A 19,297-nucleotide genomic window follows, 5' to 3' on the forward strand; every position below is an offset into this window, starting at 1 on the left:
GTCGGGGGAGGCGTCGTGGACGAATACGCGGGGCGGGTACTCGCCGACCGCTATCGCCTCCCTTTGCCTCCCGCGGATGAGTACGAACTCGCCGAGACACGGGCCTTTGACACGTACAGCGGGCAGGAAGTCCTGGTCAGGCAGGTCCCGTTGCCCGAGGTCGTCGACGCGGAAGTGCTTGAGCTCGACGAGCGCGACCTCCCTGAAGGGGAGCTTCCGGCCGGGTTCGTGAGCGCGGGGGCGGTACGGCGACCGTCGGCGCGTACGACGCGTCGGCCGTCGGATCCCGCGGTGCGCCGCGCGATAGAGGCGGCGCAGGCGGCAGCGCAGATCCCCGACCATCCGCGGCTCGACCAGGTCTTCGACGTGTTCGCCGAGGGCGGTTCGCTGTGGATAGTCAGCGAGTTGGTGGCGGCGAGGCCGCTGGCCGCGCTGCTCGCGGACCAGCCGCTGAGTCCCTTCCGAGCGGCGGAGGTCGCGTCGGACGTCGTGACGGCGCTGCGGGTGCTGCACGCGCACGGCTGGGTCCATCGGAACATCACCGCGCGCACGGTCCTGGTCTGCGAAGACGGCCGAGTGGTCCTCACGGGCCTCGCGGCGGGCGCGGCGGAAGAGGCACTGTGCGGGTACGACCCTCGGCCTGAGGAGTTCCTCGCGGGGTTCGAGGGCGGGGACGCTGCGGGTGCGGGTGCGGGTGCGGGTGCGGGTGCCGGTGCCGGGCCGGGTGTCGGTGCTGAGGCCCGTGGTGGGCCCGAGCCCGATGACCCCGACCCCTCGCGAGGGCAGGCCGCGATCGAGGCGGGCCCGGCTCCGGCCCCCGCCCAGGAACCCGGAGGCGGCGCGCGGTCGGCACGCACCAGCGCCATAGCCGCGTATCGCGCCGGGGCGCGTGCCGCGGCGCGGGTGAGCGAGGACGAGGGGCGCCGGAGCTCTGAGTTGCCTGGGCCGAGGAGCGGCGACGGACCGCACGGCAGGGGCGGCGAGGCCGAGCCCGGGGCCGCCGGGCGAATCCTGGACCCGTACGGCGTCGCGGGTACGAAGCCGTGGCACGGAGCGGTGCCGAGGGGCGGCGGCCCTGGGGCCACGACTCCCGCCGCGGGCAGGGGCGTCGAGCGTGCCGGAGGCTCCGCCGGGGGTTACCGCCCCGAGGAGCCGTACAGGGGCGAAGCACCGGAGCCGGGCGGCGCGCGGTCCGGCGAGGGCGGGCCCGGCCGTGGCCGGATGGGAGCCACCACCGGTCACGCGGTTCCGGCCCCCGCAGGGGCCCCGACCCCCGAGACCACCGCCCCCAAGCCCTCCTCCCCCAAGCCCCCCGCCACCTCCGCATCATCCGGACACAGTTACTGGGACGCCCTCGTCGCCGAGCGGAGTGGGGCCCGGCGTGGTCCCGCCACCGCGCTTGCCGCGGAGCGAGCCCGGCACGCGCGGATGACCGTGGTCGGAGGCGTGACCGAGCGCTGGGCGCCCGAGCAGGCCGGCCCCGTGCACGAGAACTGGCAGCTCGCCCCGCCCATCGGGCCCGCCACCGACCTCTGGGCCCTCGGCGCACTGTTGTTCCGGGCCGTGCAGGGTCACGCGCCCTACCCGGAGGAAAGCACCTTCGAACTCGTCCAGTTGGTGTGTGCGGAGCCGCCCGCCTTCGCGGAGGAGTGCGGTGCCCTGCGGCCCGTCGTCGAGTCCTTGCTGCGTCAGGACCCCACCGAGCGCCTCGACATCGAGGAACTGAGCGGCTGGCTGCGGTCGCTGGTGCGCTCGGCGCCCGAGCCGGAAGCCGGTGCGAACGTCGTGCCCGCGCCACCGTTCGACGCCCGGCGGCTGCCTGTCGTACGCCGCCGCGGTGATCTCGTACGCCGTAAGAAGCGGCGCGCGGCCGCGCCCGCCGCCACCCCGAACTCCCGGCAGAACGGCCGACGCAAGCACAAACACAAGCGAGGGCGTGAAGCCAGGCCACCGGCAGCCGCCGAGGCCATGCCCAGGCGGACGGCCGCCATGCCCACGCCCGAGAGGGCGGCCCCGGCGCCCAGACCCAAGCGGAACGGATCAGGGCGACCGCGTTCCCTGGGGCGCCTCTTAGTCCTGCTCATCCTGGTCGGCCTCGCCGCGGCGATCGCGTACGCCATGGTCTTCATGCCCAAGTCGAAGGAGAACGAGGGCAGCGAGCGCGCGGGCTCCGCAGGGGACCCCGGCACCAGTCAGGCGCCCGACCCCGGCAGCAGTTCCGGCACCCGGCCGAGCGAGGAGGGCAAGTCCGATGAGCCGAGCGGGAAACCGGAGAAGAGCCCCAGCTCGCAGAAGCCGCAGACCAGCGGGCCCGAGGTGCCGCAGGGCTTCACGCTGCGCAAGGACACCGAGGGCTTCCGCATAGCCGTCGCCAGCGGCTGGGACCGGCAGCCCAAGAACGGGCGGGGGCAGGTCGTCTACACGAAGGGCGACTTCGAACTGATCGTCGTGCCGGGGCGGGACGGCACGGACGAGTACGGCAGCGACCCCATGAAGTACCAGCGCGAACACGAGCGCGAGCTGCAGCCTTTCCGAGACTCGACCTGGGCGGAATCCTCCGGGATGCGCAGGATCGACGTGGGCGGACGGGTCATGGGCGAGGGGCAGTTCACCTGGCAGGGGCCGGGCGGCGGCGAAGTCTTCGTACGCAATCTGGCGATGATCGTCGGCGGGAAGTACCACGTCGTGCAGATCCGCGGGCCCGAGTCCGAGCGGGATGAGGTGGACCGGCTCTACGAACAGGCCTCGTCGACCTACCAGGTCACAGATTCCTGAGCGGTCATCAGCCACGGCTCTCTAGTCATCATGTTTCACTTCTTGCACGGTGTTTGACTGTTCCTGACCGCTATTCGCGGTGTTGATCGGCTGCGGAAGCAGCCCGGCGTCGTTGCGTCGCGCGTCACAGTGAGGTCTCCGGGCACCCCCGGAGGTTCCACGTACGCCGACCGCTCCCTAATCTGTGCCATGTCAGAACCATTGCGGGGGATCGTGAATCAGATGCAGGGCCTGCTCCTCGCGGGCCGCTACCGGCTCGGAGAGTCCATCGGCCGCGGTGGCATGGGACGGGTGTGGCGCGCACAGGACGAGGTGCTGCACCGGACCGTCGCCGTCAAGGAACTGACGGCCGCGCAGTTCGTGGCCGAGGCCGACCGCGCGATCCTCTTCGCCCGTACGCACGCGGAGGCGCGGGCCGCCGCCCGGATCAACCATCCCGCGGTCGTCACCGTCCACGACGTCCTCGAGTACGACGACCGGCCCTGGATCGTCATGGAGCTGGTCGAGGGCTGTTCGCTCGCCGACGCCGTCAAGGAGCAGGGCCGCATCGAGCCCGGTGAGGCCGCCCGCATCGGCCTGTGGACCCTGAAGGCCCTGCGCGCCGCGCACGCCGCCGGGGTCCTGCACCGCGACGTCAAGCCCGGCAACGTACTCCTGGCGGACGACGGGCGCATCCTGCTCACCGACTTCGGGATCGCCGCGATCGAGGGCGACACGACCATCACGCGGACCGGCGAGGTCGTCGGCTCCGTCGACTATCTGGCGCCCGAGCGCGTCAGCGGGGCCAACCCCGGGCCCGCGTCCGACCTGTGGGCGCTCGGGGCGACCCTTTACACGGCGGTCGAGGGGAACTCCCCGTTCCGGCGCACGTCTCCGCTGGGCACCATGCAGGCCGTGGTCACGGAGGAGCCGGCGCCGGCCGAGCACGCGGGCGCGCTCGCCACGGTCATCGGCGCGCTCCTGCGCAAGGACCCGGACACGCGGCCGACCGCGGAGGCCGCCGAGTTGATGCTGGCCGAGGCGGCGGAGGGACGACAGCCGAGCGCGGCACAGGCGTACGTACCGACGCAGGTCCACGCCACGTCCCAGCAGCCGCAGCCGCGGAACCACCCACAGACCCCGGCCCACCCACAGCCGCAGGCCCACACCCCGCAGTTCGGCCACCGCTCCGTGGAGCCCGGCACCGTCCCCGGCGGGAGCGGCTACGGGAACAGCAACGGATACGGGAGCGGCGACGGCTACCGCCACGGCTACGGGGACACCGCAGGTTCCTCCCTCTCCTCCGGCACCGTCGTCCACAACTCCCACCAGCCCCCGTCCACCCACCCCCCGAAGCGCCGCAAGGCGCCCATGATCGTCGCGGCGGCCACGGCGGTCGCGCTGCTCGGCGGCGGAACCGCGGGCTACCTGTACTACGCGGACGGCGACGACGGCGGTACGCGGCAGTCCGCCGGCGGCGGGGAGGGCAAGACCGTCGGCGGCATTCCCGCGGACTGGCACCGCGTGAAGGACGCCGAGGGCTTCAGCATGATGTTGCCCAAGGGCTGGGAGCGCGAGGCCGACGGCACCCAGATCGACTACACGCCCGACCACGGCCGCCACTTCGTGCGCATCGCCATCGACCGCAACTCGACGTGGGAGAGCCCCTACACGCACCAGGTGGACCTGGAGAAGAACCTGCGGGTCAAGCTCCCCCGCTACAAGCGGCTCCAACTGGATTCGAACACCTTCCGCGACCGTCCGGGCGCCCTCTGGGAGTTCAGCTGGACGGCGGGCGCCAACGACACGACGGCGGGCCCGCGCCGGGCAATCGAACAGGCGTATCTCAGCCGTGACGGCGTCGAGTACGTGATTTACATGTCGTCCCCCGCAGAAGACTGGAGCAAGGCGCGCCAGCAGTTCGACGCGATGCTCCGGGGCTGGCGGGAGAGCTGAATGCGGTCGCCCGTGACCGGGACGACTGGGACAAGCGGCCGGAACCAGTCCGCCCCGCAGGCCCACAGGGTCCGACCGCACACGTGTGGGGCATGATGGCCGCATGGGGAGCGTGGGGGACAACGCCCGGGTCATAGCTGGCCGTTACCGCCTGGATGTGCGGCTCGGCAGGGGTGGCATGGGCGTGGTCTGGCAGGCCACGGATGAGTTTCTCGGCCGTCAGGTCGCCGTCAAGGAACTCGCCCTCGACGACACGCTCTCCGAATCCGACGCGACGCAGCAGCGCGAGCGGACCCTGCGCGAGGCGCGGGCGGCCGCGCAGCTCAGACATCCGCACATCATCGTCGTCCACGACGTCGTCGTGCAGAGCGACCACCCGTACATCGTCATGGAGTTGATCGAGGGCGGTTCGCTGGCCGGGCGGATCGCGCGGGCGGGCCCGATGGGCGCGCGGGAAGTGGCCCGGATGGGCATTGCCCTCCTCGGCGCGCTGCGGGTCGCGCACGCCGCCGGGGTCCTGCACCGCGACATCAAGCCCGCGAACGTCCTCATGGAGGAGACGACCGGCCGTGTCGTCCTCACCGACTTCGGGATCGCGCAGGTCAGCGGGGCGACGACGCTCACGGAGATCGGATCGTTCGTGGGCTCCCCCGAATACACCGCGCCCGAGCGGATGTCGGGCGAGCGGACAGGGCCCGAGTCCGACCTCTGGTCGCTCGGCGCGCTCCTCGTCGCCGCGCTGACCGGCGAGTCGCCCTTCCGCCGGGATTCGATCAGCGGCGTGCTGCACGCCGTCGTCTTCGACGAGATCCGTCCGCCGCCCGCCGCCGCCCCGCTGCTGCCCGTCATCCTCGGCCTGCTCGAACGCAACCCGGACCGGCGCCTGGGCACCGTGGACGCGGAACGGCTGCTGCGGACGTACGTCGAGACGGGACGGATGCCGTCGACGCCCGCGGGCCGGGCCGGCGGCCAGCCCTCGGCACTGCCCGGCGCCGGGCCGGGCGGCTACACGCCCACCTACCGTGACCTGCCTATACGCCCGCCCGCGCAGACGCCCGGCCCCTCCCGTCGCCGACGCAGAGCCATGCTCATAGCCGCCGCGCTCGTGGCCGCGGTGGCCGGCGCCGGGGTCTCCGCCGCGCTCCTGATGAGCCGGGACGGCGACGGCGGCGGTACGCCCACCACCCCCGCCACGCAGTCCGCGCAGACGAAGACGGTGAGCCCCACACCTTCGCCGACCCCGACGGTGACCGTCACGCGAGGCTCCCGCACCCCCAAGCCCTCCACGCCCGAGCCCCCCGAGGGCTACCGCGTCACGAAGGACCCCCGCGGCTTCACGCTCGCCGTGCCGGACGGCTTCACGCGCGAGGTGGACGGGCCCCGCACCTTCTACAAGTCGTCGGGCGGCACCTTCCGCATAGGCATCAAGGAGTCGGCCCCGGAGCCGGGCGGCCCGCTCGCCGTGCAGCGCCGCTCCGACGCCAAGGGGCCTCAGAACAACCCCGGTTACCGGGACGGAGAGGTCACCGAGACCTCGCACAACGGACGCCCCGCCGCCCTCTGGCAGTTCAGCTGGGACGGCTTCACGCAGGCGGAGGGCGACCGGCACACGTTCGACCTGTGCTGGGAAGAGGGCGGCCGGATGTACGACGTGTGGGTCTCGGCGCCGGTCGACAAGGCCAAGGAGGGGCGGCGGTACTTCGACACGGCGGTGGACTCGTTCGTGCGCCGCTGAGGCTTCGCCCGGCGCATCACCCCTGTCACAAGTCAGTGACCCGGGTGGAACCCCGGGTGGTCGGCAAGGTAGTCATGGGGCATGAGCAATGACGGGGGAGCCTCTTACGGCCCGTACGAGCCAACCAGTTTCGGACTGCAGCCACCGCAGCCCGCTGCCCCCGGGCAAGGGGGTCAGGGCGGCGCCAGGGAAGGCAACCCGTACGCCCAGCAGCAGCCCGGCCCGCTGACCCCGCCCCCGTCGCCGTACGCCCAGCCCACCCAGGTGGTGCCGAACCAGCCGTCCGAGCCGGAACCGGGCGCGGGCCGGCTGATCGCGGGCCGCTACCGCCTGCTGTCCAAGCTCGGCCACGGCGGCATGGGCACGGTCTGGCGCGCGAAGGACGAGACGGTGGACCGCGAGGTCGCCGTCAAGGAACCCCGCATCCCCGACCACCTGCCCGAGCGCGAGCGTGCCAACGTCTTCGAGCGGATGCGCCGCGAGGCGCGCGCCGCGGCCCGCCTCGACCACCCGGCCGTGGTCAACGTCCACGACGTGGCGGTGGAGGACGGCCAGCCGTGGATCGTCATGGAGCTGGTCCAGGGCCGCTCGCTCGGCGCGGCGCTGCAGGAGGGCACCCTGGGCGCCCGTGACGCCGCCCGCATCGGCCTCGAGGTGCTCGGCGCCCTGGACGCGGCCCACCAGGCGGGCATCCTGCACCGTGACGTCAAGCCGGACAACGTGATGCTGGGGCAGCACGACCGCGTCGTCCTCACCGACTTCGGCATCGCCCAGATCGAGGGCGAGACCAACCTGACGGACACCGGCGGCTTCGTCGGTTCGCCCGAGTTCATCGCCCCGGAGCGGGTCCTCGGCCAGCGACCGGGGCCGGCCTCTGACCTCTGGTCGCTCGGCGTGGTCCTGTACGCCGCCACGGAGGGCGTCTCGCCGTTCCGGCGCAACAACACCCCGGCGACGCTGCAGTCCGTCCTGAACGCGACGCCCGCGGCGCCCGCCTCGGCCTCGGGCCCGCTCGCCCAGGCGATCAACGGCCTCCTGGTCAAGGATCCCGGCCAGCGGCCGCGCGCCGCGCAGGTCCGCGCCCTTCTAGAAGAGGCGGCCCGGCCTCCGCAGGCGGCGCCGACGCGGGTCGTCCAGGTCGGCGGCGGCGGTGCCTCGGGAGGCAAGGGCGTCACCATCGGCCGCAAGGGGCTCATGGGCGTCGGCGCGGTGGTCGTCGCGGCCGTGGTCGCGGGCGTCCTCGTGGTCACGAACCCGTTCGCGGCGGCCGAGGCGGACAGCTGGAAGACGCACGAGGAGAAGGCGCTGGGCGCGACGCTCGCGGCGCCGCCGCACTATGTGAAGTCCGTGCCGGACGGCATCAACAAGACCGAGCACTGGGTCAGGTACACCGACCCGAGCACGGCGATCTCGATCACGCTGTACCTCTCGAAGAAGTCCGAGGACGCCACCGGTGAGATGGCGGGGTCCGCCGCCGCGCAGGCGTACAGCGACGGCGACGCGATCGAGGGCGGCGACCAGAGCAACATGGCCGAGACGCCCGCTCCCCGCAGCCGCACCGCGAAGACCACGTACAAGGACCGGGAGTCGGCCGAGAACACGGTCACCTACGTCGACGACTCGGACTCGGACGCGCCGAGACCGCGCGAGGCCAAGGTCTTCTACTACAAGACCGCCAAGCCCGGCGACATGTACAAGCTCTGGATCGACTACCCCGGCAAGGGCGATTTCGTCGAGCGGGGCCGTGAGGTCGCCAAGACCGCGATCGCCGAACTGGAGATCGCCAAGCCCTGACGCGCGGCCCTGCCCGTGGGTCCCGCCGGAATTGGTCGCCCGTTGTTGATCAACTGTGGCTAAGCCCCTGATCAGGGGCTTTACCGCCAGTGAACGCTGGCATCGTGTGTGTGCGCGGTGAAAGCTGATTACCGACGGGTACCCAAAACCCTGACCTGGGCCTACGCTCACCCACATGACGGACTCGCAGGCCATCGCAGCGCCCCTCGGCACGAACCCGACAGCCACCGCCCCGGATGGTGCGCGCACCGCCGCCGACGTGGTGACCCCCGAGCTCATCGCGCAGCTCACCCGCGACGTGATCGGATCGGGCCGGACCGCCAACCACGCGCCGTTCACCGGCGAGAAGCTGGCCGACCTGCCCGAGTCCACCCCCGAGGACGTGGCCACCGCCTTCGAGCGCGCCCGCGTCGCCCAGATCTCCTGGGAGCGCACGCCGGTCCGGCAGCGCGCGGCGATCCTGCTCCGTTTCCACGACCTGGTCCTGCAGCGCCAGGCCGAGGTCCTCGACCTCATCCAGCTGGAGACCGGCAAGGCCCGCCTGCACGCGCACGAGGAGCTGCAGGCCGTCGCCGTCGCCGCCCGGCACTACGGCCGCAAGGCTCCCGCGTATCTGAACCCCAAGCGCCACACCGGTGTCGTACCGACCCTCACGAAGGTCACCGAGAACCGGCAGCCGCGCGGTGTGGTCGGCCAGATCGCGCCCTGGAACTACCCCTTCGAGCTGTCCATCGGCGACGCCCTGCCCGCGCTCGTCGCGGGCAACGCGCTGGTGATGAAGCCCGACACGGAGACCTGCCTGACCGCCCTGTGGGCCCGCGACCTCATCATCGAGGCCGGTCTGCCCGCCGAGGTCTTCCAGGTCGTCATCGGCGAGGGACCCGTCGTCGGGCCCGAGATCGTCAGGCACGCCGACTACGTCTCCTTCACCGGCTCCACCCGCACCGGCCGCGAGGTCGCCCAGGGCGCCGCAGGCCGGCTCGTCGGCGTCTCGCTCGAACTGGGCGGCAAGAACGCCATGTTGGTGCTCCACGACGCCGACATCGACAAGGCCGCGGCGGGCGCGGTGCGTGCCTGCTTCTCGTCCGCCGGTCAGCTGTGCATCTCCATCGAGCGGCTCTACGTCCATGAGTCGATCGCCGACGAGTTCGTCGAGCGCTTCGCCACGCGGACGAAGGCGATGCGGCTCGGCCGCTCCCTCGCGTACGGCGCGGAGATGGGCTCGCTGGTCGGCGAGCGGCAGCTGGAGACCACCAAGCGGCACGTCGACGAGGCGGTCGCCAAGGGCGCCACGCTGGTCGCGGGCGGCGTCCCGCGGCCCGACATAGGCCCGTACTTCTTCGAGCCGACGATCCTGGACGGCGTCGAGGCCCCGATGGCGGTGTGCGCCGAGGAGACCTTCGGCCCGGTCGTCTCCATCTACCGCTTCACCGACGAGAACGAAGCGGTCGAGCTCGCCAACTCCACGTCGTACGGCCTGAATTCCTCGGTCTGGACGAAGGACGGCAACCGTGGCCGCAAGATGGCCGCCCGCCTGCGCACCGGCACCGTCAACGTGAACGAGGGCTTCGCGCCCGCCTACGGCAGCGTGCAGTCGCCGATGGGCGGCATGAAGGACTCGGGCCTCGGCCGCCGCCACGGCTCCGAGGGCATCCTGAAGTACACCGAGGCGCAGACCGTCGCGCACCAGCGGCTGATGCCGCTCGCGCCGTCCTTCGGCATGGACGACGAGAAGTACGCGGCGTTCATGAGCCTCAGCCTGAAGGTCATGAAGTCCCTGCGCCTGCGCTAGATCTCAACGAGGAGAGTCAATGTCACAGGAGAGCTCTGTCCAGAAACAGCCGGACAGCGAGGCCGGTGGGTACGGCGGGGGCGGCTCCGACGGCGAAGCGGCGTACGACTACGACGTCGTCGTCGTCGGGTCCGGCTTCGGCGGCTCCGTCTCCGCCCTGCGGCTGACGGAGAAGGGCTACCGCGTCGGCGTGCTCGAAGCGGGCCGCCGCTTCACCCGCGAGTCGCTCCCGAAGAACTCCTGGGACCTCAAGAACTACCTCTGGGCACCGGCCCTCGGCCTGTACGGCATCCAGCGCATCCATCTGCTCGGCAACGTGATGGTGCTCGCCGGGGCGGGCGTCGGCGGAGGTTCGCTCAACTACGCGAACACGCTCTACGTGCCCCCCGCGCCGTTCTTCAACGACCCGCAGTGGAAGGACATCACGGACTGGCAGGAGGAGCTCGGCCCCTACTACGAGCAGGCCAAGCGCATGCTCGGGGTGCGGCTCAACCCGACCACGACCCCCTCCGACGTCCACCTGAAGGCGACCGCCGAGGCCATGGGAGTGGGCGACAGCTTCCACATGGCGCCGGTCGGCGTCTTCTTCGGCGACGAGCAGGACGCCTCAGGTACTTCAACGGCCGGGCCCGGCGAGGAAGTTCCCGATCCGTACTTCGGGGGCGCCGGTCCTTCCCGCAAGGCGTGCAGCGAGTGCGGCGAGTGCATGACGGGCTGCCGGCACGGCGCGAAGAACACCCTCAACGAGAACTATCTCTACCTCGCGGAGAAGGCGGGAGCCGTCATCCACCCGATGACCTCCGTCGTCACCGTCACCGAGGACTCGCGAGGCGGATTCGCCGTGGCGACCCTGCCCACGGACGCCAAGCGCAAGGGCAAGGGGCGCACCTTCACGGCGCGCCAGGTCGTCGTCGCGGCGGGCACCTACGGCACGCAGACGCTCCTGCACCGCATGAAGGACACCGGCCTGCTCCCGCGCATCTCCGGCAGGCTCGGCGCGCTCACCCGCACCAACTCCGAGGCCCTGGTCGGCTCGCAGACCACCGACCGCCGCTACCGCAAGCAACACGGCGCCGAGAAGGTGGACTTCACCAAGGGCGTCGCGATCACCTCGTCGATCCACCCGAACGCCACCACGCACATCGAGCCGGTCCGCTACGGCAAGAGGTCCAACGCGATGGGCGGCATGACGATCCTCCAGGTGCCTTACAGCATCAAGGGCGGCAAGGCGCGCGTGGCCGGCTGGGCCGGCAACGCCGTCAAGCACCCCTGGCTGATGGTCCGCTCGCTCTCCAACCGGCGCTGGTCGGAGCGGACCATCATCGGCCTCGTCATGCAGACCCTCGACAACTCCCTGACCACGTACCGCAAGGAGAAAGGCATCGGCAAGGGCCTGCTGACCGCCCGGCAGGGCCACGGCGCGCCCAACCCGACGCAGATCCCCGAGGCCACCGAGGCGGCGTCGCTGCTCGCCAAGGAGATCAACGGCTTCGCGGGGTCGAACATCGGCGAGCTGATGGGCACCCCGCTGACCGCGCACTTCCTGGGCGGCTGCCCGATCGGCGACTCGGCGGACTCCGGGGTCATCGACCCGTACCACCGCCTCTACGGCCACCCCGGCATCTCGGTCGTCGACGGCGCCGCGGTCTCCGCGAACCTGGGCGTGAACCCGTCCCTGACGATCACCGCGCAGGCCGAGCGCGCGATGTCGTTCTGGCCCAACAAGGGCGCCGAGGACACGCGTCCCACGCAAGGCGCTCAGTACGTGCGCCTCGCCGCAGTCGAGCCGAAGTCCCCGGCGGTACCGGCGGACGCGTTCGGCGCCCTGAAGCTGCCCTTCCTGGGGATGCCCGCGGTGCCGGCCAAGAAGTAGACCCCCGTACCACCAGCGGCCCCGCGTACGCCAAAGGACCTGCACCCCCCTCCGAGCGCAGGTCCTTTCGCGTGCTTCAGTGCCGCTGAGCGGCGTGCCGATACCGGTGCTTACGCGGTGGCGTCGGCCTTCTTGCGGCGGACGACGAAGACCGCGCCCGCACCGGCGATGACGGCGACACCGCCGACGAGGCCGATGGTCGGCAGCATGGAGCTGGAGCCGGTCTCGGCGAGGTTGCCGGTGACCGGGATCTCCTTGGCGCCGCCCACGGGCGTCTTGCCACCGTTGGGCGTCTTGCCGTCCTCGTTCTTGTCGGCCTCGCCCGGGTTCTCGTTCGAGCTGCCGGCCTTCAGGACCGTGAACTCGTAGAAGGAGAACGCGTTGCGCACGCAGTTCTCCTCGGAGTCCAGGTAACCGCCGAGGCCGAGCGCGTAGCCGTCGCCGGCCGGGGCCTTGGCGCTGACGTTGAGACGCAGCTTGATGTCGACCTTCTCCTTGGCGCCCAGCGGGGTGGAGCCGAAGTAGAAGCCGCCCGAGACCTCGTCCGTAATGGACTCCCAGGCCTTGGTGTCGGGGTTGAAGTACTGGATCTGCGCGTAGTTGGCGAGCCAGTCCTTCTCGTCCTCGCTCTCGGTGTAGTTGTCCACCATGGCGAGCCACTGGACCTCACCGAGGTTCTGGTCGCTCGGGTTGGAGGCGGTCAGCTTGAACTGGTGCCAGCCGCTGCCCGCGACGATCTTGCCGGGCAGGCCCGAGAGCCCGATCTCCAGCTTCGTGTCGGCGTCGTCGCTGTCCTCGTCGACCGGGCAGTCCGTGGGCGCCTCGGTCGGCTCCTCCTCGGTGGGCTCCTCGGTCGGCTTGGCCGTCTCCGAGGGCTTGGCCGTGTCGGAGGGCGTCCCGCTCGGCGCCGGCGTGGTGGGCGCGGTGGTCGTCGGGCTCGGCGGCGGCGTCGTGGTCGGCTGCTCCGTCGGGGTGCCCGTGGCCGGAGGCGTGGCCGACTCGGTGGCCGTCGCGGTCGGGGTCGGCGTGGTGTCCGGGGTCGCGTAGGCGGCAGGGGCCGACAGCAGCGCGATCGGGGCTATTGCGGCGGTCGCGGCCGCGGCGGCCATGACACGGCGAAGCTTCATGAAGACCTCAGTGAGTCCGGCGTACCACCGGGCGGGCGGTACGGAGGTGGAGGCCTCCGCGGTGGGGACGCGGGTGTGGCCGTTGTTACGCATGCATGACCTGCGCCGCCTGTGAATGGTTGTCCTCGAACTCACAGAATTCTTATGTGGCTTGGATCACATGGCTTGTGCGTCTGTCGCCGGTTGCCGTAGAAATTCCTCCGCTCGACGGTGATCGTCGTGAGCCAGGGGAATCGGCAGGCAGCAGCAGGGGGCGGGCGTGGGGAAGCAGGGCGAAAGACCGGACCACATACCGGACGAGGTGTGGGAGCGGTTCGAGCGCGACAGTCTGCGCGACATCCGCACCTCGGCGCCGAAGGAGCCGTCCGCGCGAGCGCGCATGGTGGCCGAACGGCTGCGGCGCCTCGACGAGGAGGCGGCGCGCCGACAGGCGGCGGAATCCCGCGCCCTTGGCCGTCGGCGCCGGAAGCGCAAGGCGGCGCGGGGGGAGGGCACCGCCGGGGCGTGGCGGCCGGACGAGTGGCGCGCCGCGCCGACCGGGCCGCGGCGCGGCGGGCGTTCGGAGCGCAGCCGCCGGGTGTGGAGCGTGGTGATCGTGGTGGGCTTCATGGCGCTGGCGATCGTGCTCCTGAGCCCGTTCCGGTTCTGGATGTGGCAGTAGCCCGGCGACCCGGGGCGGGGAACCGCTCGTAACGATCTTCCGTCGTAGGAGGGGTGCGGGTGACTCCGCTTGAGCGGGTGACTCCGCACGATGCGTACGAGAGTGGGGGAGCGGGAACGTGAAGTCAGCTGTGGCGCGGGGCGTGGTGGCTGTTTCGACCGTGGTGGTGCTGGGCCTGACGGCGGCGTGCAGCGGCGGCAGCAGTGGCGACGGGGGTGGCGCCGGCAAGGACGAGAAGCCCGGGAGTGCGGACTCGGCCCCCACCTCCGCCCCGGCCTCCGCCTCCGCCTCCGCGAAGCTGGAGAAGGCGGCCCTCGCCTCGCGTGACGTGAAGAAGTACAAGGTCGAGTCCGGTCCGGGTGAGGCCGAGGACAAGGGCACGGACAAGGCCGGGCCGTCGGCGGGCCGGGTGAACCCGGCCGAGTGCCGCCCGCTCGCCGAGATGCTCACGGCTGCCGCCCCGGCGAAGTCGAAGGCACACGTCAGCCGCACACTGACCAGCACCGACGTCGCGGACACCACGACGACCGAGGTCGTGCTCCTCGCGTACGGCCAGGCCGACGCCGAGAAGACCATGGACACCCTGCGCGCGGCGACGAGGACGAAGAAGTGCGCCACGTTCGGGGACGGCGGCCGCCGGTACATCGGTGTCAGGCCGCAGCCCGGTCCTGTCGACGGCGACGAGGCCGTCTCGTACAAGCTGGCGAGCCGGACCGGTGAGTTCCTGCACAGGGATCGCGTCACGGTCGTACGCAGCGGCTCCACGCTGATCGCCTTCCGCGCCTCGAACATCTTCGACCCGCGGTCGCCCCGTTCCGGCGAGGAGGGCGACCCGAAGGTGGCCGACGGGATCGTCGAGGCACAGCTCACGAAGCTGGCTGCGGCGAAGTAGAAGTAGAACCAGAGGCAGAGAGAGAAGCTGAGGCGGAAGCGGGGCGTGCGACCGCAGAGCTAAGGGCCCCGCGGGACGGAACCACGGGGCCCTTGGCCGTCAGCACCGACGTCAGGGCAGCGTCGGTGCCCGGAGCGGCGCCGGGGGAGTGCGCCGCGGGTCTGCTTCGCGCCGGTGGCCTACCCGGCGCACGAGGGGCGCACGAGTGGTCTCGACCAATGGCAATGGAGTTGTGGAGTGCCGCACGCGCGGCCTGCCTGCTACGCATCGTGGTGGATGCGCCGTGACCCGCGCAACCGGTTCGACATGATCCGGACGAACAGGGACACCTGGGTCTACAAAGGGGTACGTAGAAGCCTGAAAGCTGAGGGACCTGGGGACCGCGGGACGGCTGAGGGACGGCTCGGGGACAGCTGGGGGACGGCTCGGGGGCGGCTGGGGGAGACAACTGAAGGGACGCTTCCGGGACGGAGGCCGGTCGGCTTCGGGCGTCCCCGAAGCCGACCGTTCCCTGGGTGACCGGGCTGCTGTCCCCTGCCGTCCGGTCACGTCTCTGGAGCGAGGTCCCACGGCGCACACGAGGTGTGCGCCTCATCGCTCCAGCGGAGCCACGCGTGGTTTTTCCGTGCCCGCCCCTGGCTGGCACGGACATCGGGACCAACGAAGCCCCTCCGGGCCTGGTCACGCGCCGTACGGGTGAGAGCGGACCCGAACTCAGATCCGGTGGGACACCGGGGGCTCCGGCTCGCGCCGTGAGGTGCTCAGACCCGGCCCCTGCACAGTTCGAGGAGCGTCATCGCGAGCGACGTGCCGGGCTTGCCGAGGGCGTCCCTGTAGTGGCCGAGGACCTCCATCTCGCGGGAGAGGTTCACGCGACGGCCGCCCGAACTGATCCGGGCCTCCTGGATGACGGCCGACACGGCCATCCGTTCCTGTACGAGACCGATGATGCGGTCGTCGAGTGCGTCGATGCGGTCGCGTGCGCCCTCGATCACGTCGGCGGCCTCGGGGGTGCGGGCGCCGGTCTTGTCGGTCGTGGCGATGCTCATGGGGGCTCCTGGTCGGATGGGGATCGGATGTGGATCGGATCGATCCCGGTGGAGTGCCCCGGAGCGACAAGGCCCGGAAATGACAGAACGCCCCGGGCCTTGTCGGCCCGGGGCGCCTGGGAAGTCGCTTGTCAGTGGATCAAGCAGCTCGACCATGGCAGCCGGCGGGCCGGTTGCCATAGGTAAAGAGGAAGCTGAGGTGCTTGGTCACGGGGCCAGTATGCCCCCACGCGCGCGTGCCCGGTCAACACGGGCTCCGGCGCGGCTCGGATGCTGAGACGCCCTCTCCGGCACCCCGCGGTGGGACCGGGCTCCGTCGGATGTGACGAAGGGGGTGTCCGCGGGCCCGTTAGAATCGACAAAACAGACCCCCTGCTCACGCACGAGCCCCAGCTCACGCTCAAGCTCACGCTCAACGCCGGAAGGCCGCCGCCGTGCCATCAGCGTCCCCCGCTGCCGCCGCCCCCGACACCGTTCTGGTCGTCGACTTCGGAGCGCAGTACGCCCAGCTCATCGCCCGCCGCGTCCGCGAGGCCCGGGTGTTCAGCGAGATCGTGCCGAGCACCATGCCGGTCGCCGAGATGCTCGCCAAGAACCCCGCCGCGATCATCCTCTCCGGCGGCCCCTCGTCGGTGTACGCGGACGAGGCGCCGCGGCTGGACCGCGCGATCTTCGAGGCCGGGGTCCCCGTCTTCGGCATGTGCTACGGCTTCCAGCTGATGGCGATCACCCTCGGCGGCACCGTCGACAACTCGGGCGCGCGGGAGTACGGCCGCACGCCGCTGGCCGTCTCCAAGCCCGGCTCGACGCTCTTCGAGGGCACCCCGTCCGAGCAGCCCGTGTGGATGTCGCACGGCGACGCGTGCAGCGCGGCGCCCGAGGGCTTCACCGTCACCGCGTCCACGGACGTCGTGCCGGTCGCGGCCTTCGAGAACGACGAGAAGAAGCTGTACGGCGTGCAGTACCACCCCGAGGTGATGCACTCCACGCACGGCCAGCAGGTCCTGGAGCACTTCCTCTACCGCGGAGCCGGCCTGAAGCCCGACTGGACCACCGGCAACATCGTCGAGGAGCAGCTCACCGCGATCCGCGAGCAGGTCGGCAACAAGCGCGCGATCTGCGGCCTCTCCGGAGGCGTCGACTCCGCCGTGGCCGCCGCCCTCGTACAGAAGGCCATCGGTTCGCAGCTGACCTGCGTGTACGTCGACCACGGTCTGATGCGCAAGGGCGAGACCGAGCAGGTCGAGAAGGACTTCGTCGCCGCCACGGGCGTGCAGCTCAAGGTCGTCGACGCGCAGGAGCGCTTCCTGACCGCGCTGGCCGGGGTCTCCGACCCCGAGCAGAAGCGGAAGATCATCGGCCGCGAGTTCATCCGCGTCTTCGAGCAGGCCCAGGCGGAGATCATCGCCGAGGCGCCGAACGACCAGCCCGTCGAGTTCCTGGTCCAGGGCACGCTCTACCCCGACGTCGTCGAGTCCGGCGGCGGCACGGGCACCGCGAACATCAAGTCCCACCACAACGTGGGCGGCCTCCCCGAGGACCTCGAGTTCCAGCTGATCGAGCCGCTGCGCCAGCTCTTCAAGGACGAGGTGCGGATGGTCGGGCAGGAGCTCGGTCTGCCGGACGAGATCGTCCAGCGCCAGCCCTTCCCGGGCCCCGGCCTCGGCATCCGCATCGTCGGCGATGTCACCAAGGAGCGCCTCGACCTGCTCCGCGAGGCCGACGCCATCGCCCGCGAGGAGCTGACGGCAGCCGGTCTCGACCGGCAGATCTGGCAGTGCCCCGTGGTGCTGCTCGCGGACGTGCGCAGCGTGGGCGTGCAGGGCGACGGCCGGACGTACGGCCACCCGATCGTGCTGCGTCCCGTCTCCTCCGAGGACGCCATGACCGCCGACTGGTCGCGTCTTCCCTACGACGTCCTCGCGAAGATCTCGACGCGCATCACGAACGAGGTCGCCGACGTCAACCGCGTCGTCCTCGACGTGACGAGCAAGCCGCCGGGCACCATCGAGTGGGAGTAGTCCTCCCCGGGTTCCTTCCCGCGGTTCTTCCCGCTGGAGTCGCCCCGCAGCGCTGAGACGGCGCCGTCCACGTAGGTGGGCGGCGCCGTTCGCGTATGTCAGGTCCGCCTGGTCGTCCGCGCCGGTACGCCCGGCCTCCACAGCTGCACCGCCAGATACTTCCCGTCCTCGATGTACGTCCGCACCACCTCCGTGAGCTCCGTACGGAAGAGGTGGAACGCGTCCGGGTCCGGCGGGTTCACCTCGCCCGCGTACCGCGCGATGACCTCGGGATCCTTGACCTCGATCGCCCGCCCGGAGATGCGGATGTCGCCGCCCGCCATCTCCGTGCCCGGTCCCGGGTTCGCCTGGATCGAGAAGCGCGGATCGCGGCGCAGGTCCAGTGCCTTCATCGAGTCCGGCATCATGCCCAGCCACAACTCGCCGTGCAGGAAACGCACTTCGAGCCCCGTGGTGCGCGGTGATCCGTCCTTGCGGAGCGTGGCCAGGACGTGGTGCGTGAACAGGCCGAACCGCTCCTCTGCGGTCCGCGCGAAGGTGGGTTCTGCTGCGCTGAAGGCTGCCCAGTTCGTCGTCATACGGCGAGTGTCCCGCCGATACCCGACACCTTCTGTCCGGCATGGCGCACCGATTCCCGCCCGGCCTCCCGCCCCGACTGCGCACTCTCTTCACAGGGAGCCCCTGTCTTCCTGCGCTGACCGGCGGTAACTTCCGCTCCGTACAGCCAGGGATGGAGGACACATGCAGGCGCCCACACCGATACCCGTCGAGCGGTTGCAGTTCGCGATGCCGCCGGTGCACGACTCGCCGGCGGACGAACGGCGCCACCGCAAGGAACGGCTCGCCGGAGCGCTGCGGATCTTCGGGCGGCTCGGATACGAGGACGGGGTGTCCGGGCACATCACGGCGCGGGACCCGGAGCACGAGGACTGTTTCTGGGTGAACCCCTTCGGGATGCCCTTCAAGCACATCACGGTGGGCGATCTGGTCCTCGCCAACGCGGAGGGACAGGTCGTCGAGGGGCGCCACCACGTCAATCAGGCCGCCTTCACCGTGCACGCGCAGGCGCACCTGGCGCGGCCCGACGTCGTCGCCGTCGCGCACTGCCACTCGCTGCACGGCCGGGCCCTGTCCACGCTCGGCGAACTCCTCGACCCGATCACCCAGGAGTCCTGCGCCTTCTACGAGAGCCACGCGCTGTACGACGGCTACACGGGCGTCGTCGTGGACTCGGACGAGGGCCGGCGGATCGCCTCCGCGCTCGGCGACCACAAGGCCGTCATCCTGCGCAACCACGGACTGCTCACCGTCGGCGACTCCGTCGACGCCGCTGCCTGGTGGTTCCTCACGATGGAACGCTCCTGCCAGGTCCAGCTGAGCGCGCGCGCCGCGGGCCGCCCGATCCTCATCGGCCACAAGCAGGCGGTGGCGACCCGCGAGCAGCTCGGCAGCGATCTCGTGGCGTGGATCAACTACCAGTCCCTGTGGCAGGACATCAGCCGCAGCGAACCGGATCTGCTGGCCTGAGCCCGTTTCCGAGCCGACAACTCCCCGCGTCAACACGCGTACGGCCGAATCACCCTCGCTGACCTGACCCAGGGAAGCTGATCGTCTCCTAGTACGGCACAATCCCCTTTCATCGC

General features: G+C 71.2%; 13 protein-coding genes. 10 read left to right on the top strand and 3 right to left on the bottom strand.

All coding sequences use genetic code 11. The features are described from left to right. Window positions 1–15 precede the first annotated feature (15 nt). The 6 genes from AB0I66_RS17555 (at window position 16) to AB0I66_RS17580 (ending at window position 11,904) form a co-directional block, all read left to right on the top strand. Window positions 16–2,775: a protein kinase gene (locus AB0I66_RS17555; protein ID WP_363208756.1), complete on the top strand. Its 2,760-nt coding sequence runs from the start codon at window positions 16–18 to the stop codon at window positions 2,773–2,775. 222 nt (window positions 2,776–2,997) lie between these two features. Then, complete coding sequence (locus AB0I66_RS17560; protein ID WP_363209372.1) at window positions 2,998–4,710, top strand: protein kinase; 1,713 nt, start codon at window positions 2,998–3,000, stop codon at window positions 4,708–4,710. 103 nt (window positions 4,711–4,813) lie between these two features. Continuing rightward, window positions 4,814–6,445, top strand: a complete 1,632-nt coding sequence (locus AB0I66_RS17565) for a serine/threonine-protein kinase (protein ID WP_363208757.1) — start codon at window positions 4,814–4,816, stop codon at window positions 6,443–6,445. Window positions 6,446–6,526: 81 nt separating this feature from the next. Continuing rightward, entirely contained in the window at window positions 6,527–8,239 is a 1,713-nt protein-coding gene (locus AB0I66_RS17570) for a serine/threonine-protein kinase (RefSeq protein WP_363208758.1), read from the top strand. 175 nt (window positions 8,240–8,414) lie between these two features. Then, window positions 8,415–10,031, top strand: a complete 1,617-nt coding sequence (locus AB0I66_RS17575; protein ID WP_363208759.1) for a succinic semialdehyde dehydrogenase — start codon at window positions 8,415–8,417, stop codon at window positions 10,029–10,031. 19 nt (window positions 10,032–10,050) lie between these two features. Further along, window positions 10,051–11,904: a GMC family oxidoreductase gene (locus tag AB0I66_RS17580; protein WP_363208760.1), complete on the top strand. Its 1,854-nt coding sequence runs from the start codon at window positions 10,051–10,053 to the stop codon at window positions 11,902–11,904. 110 nt (window positions 11,905–12,014) lie between these two features. Here AB0I66_RS17580 and AB0I66_RS17585 read toward each other — a convergent pair whose 3' ends face one another. Further along, a complete protein-coding gene (locus AB0I66_RS17585; RefSeq protein WP_363208761.1) occupies window positions 12,015–13,124 on the bottom strand; it encodes an LPXTG cell wall anchor domain-containing protein in 1,110 nt (369 codons plus the stop codon). A gap of 166 nt (window positions 13,125–13,290) precedes the next feature. Here AB0I66_RS17585 and AB0I66_RS17590 point away from each other — a divergent pair, with 166 nt between their 5' ends. Beyond that, window positions 13,291–13,692 carry a hypothetical protein gene (locus AB0I66_RS17590; protein WP_363208762.1) on the top strand — a complete coding sequence of 134 codons (402 nt, stop codon included), beginning with the start codon at window positions 13,291–13,293 and terminating at the stop codon, window positions 13,690–13,692. 118 nt (window positions 13,693–13,810) lie between these two features. Continuing rightward, window positions 13,811–14,584 (top strand): hypothetical protein, encoded by a 774-nt coding sequence (locus AB0I66_RS17595; protein WP_363208763.1) that lies wholly within the window; start codon window positions 13,811–13,813, stop codon window positions 14,582–14,584. 761 nt (window positions 14,585–15,345) lie between these two features. Here AB0I66_RS17595 and AB0I66_RS17600 read toward each other — a convergent pair. After that, a complete protein-coding gene (locus tag AB0I66_RS17600) occupies window positions 15,346–15,633 on the bottom strand; it encodes a chorismate mutase (RefSeq protein ID WP_363208764.1) in 288 nt (95 codons plus the stop codon). 434 nt (window positions 15,634–16,067) lie between these two features. On the opposite strand from AB0I66_RS17600, the gene guaA reads away from it, so the two are divergent. Next, a complete protein-coding gene (guaA, locus tag AB0I66_RS17605; protein ID WP_363208765.1) occupies window positions 16,068–17,654 on the top strand; it encodes a glutamine-hydrolyzing GMP synthase in 1,587 nt (528 codons plus the stop codon). A 98-nt stretch (window positions 17,655–17,752) separates the two neighbouring features. Here the strand turns inward: guaA and AB0I66_RS17610 are convergent, their stop codons facing one another. Next, entirely contained in the window at window positions 17,753–18,232 is a 480-nt protein-coding gene (locus AB0I66_RS17610; RefSeq protein ID WP_363208766.1) for a pyridoxamine 5'-phosphate oxidase family protein, read from the bottom strand. Between the two features lie 163 nt (window positions 18,233–18,395). Here AB0I66_RS17610 and AB0I66_RS17615 point away from each other — a divergent pair, with 163 nt between their 5' ends. Continuing rightward, window positions 18,396–19,181 (top strand): class II aldolase/adducin family protein, encoded by a 786-nt coding sequence (locus AB0I66_RS17615; protein ID WP_363208767.1) that lies wholly within the window; start codon window positions 18,396–18,398, stop codon window positions 19,179–19,181. Window positions 19,182–19,297 lie beyond the last annotated feature (116 nt).

This window comes from Streptomyces sp. NPDC050439 (assembly GCF_040655335.1).
Lineage (GTDB): Bacteria > Actinomycetota > Actinomycetes > Streptomycetales > Streptomycetaceae > Streptomyces.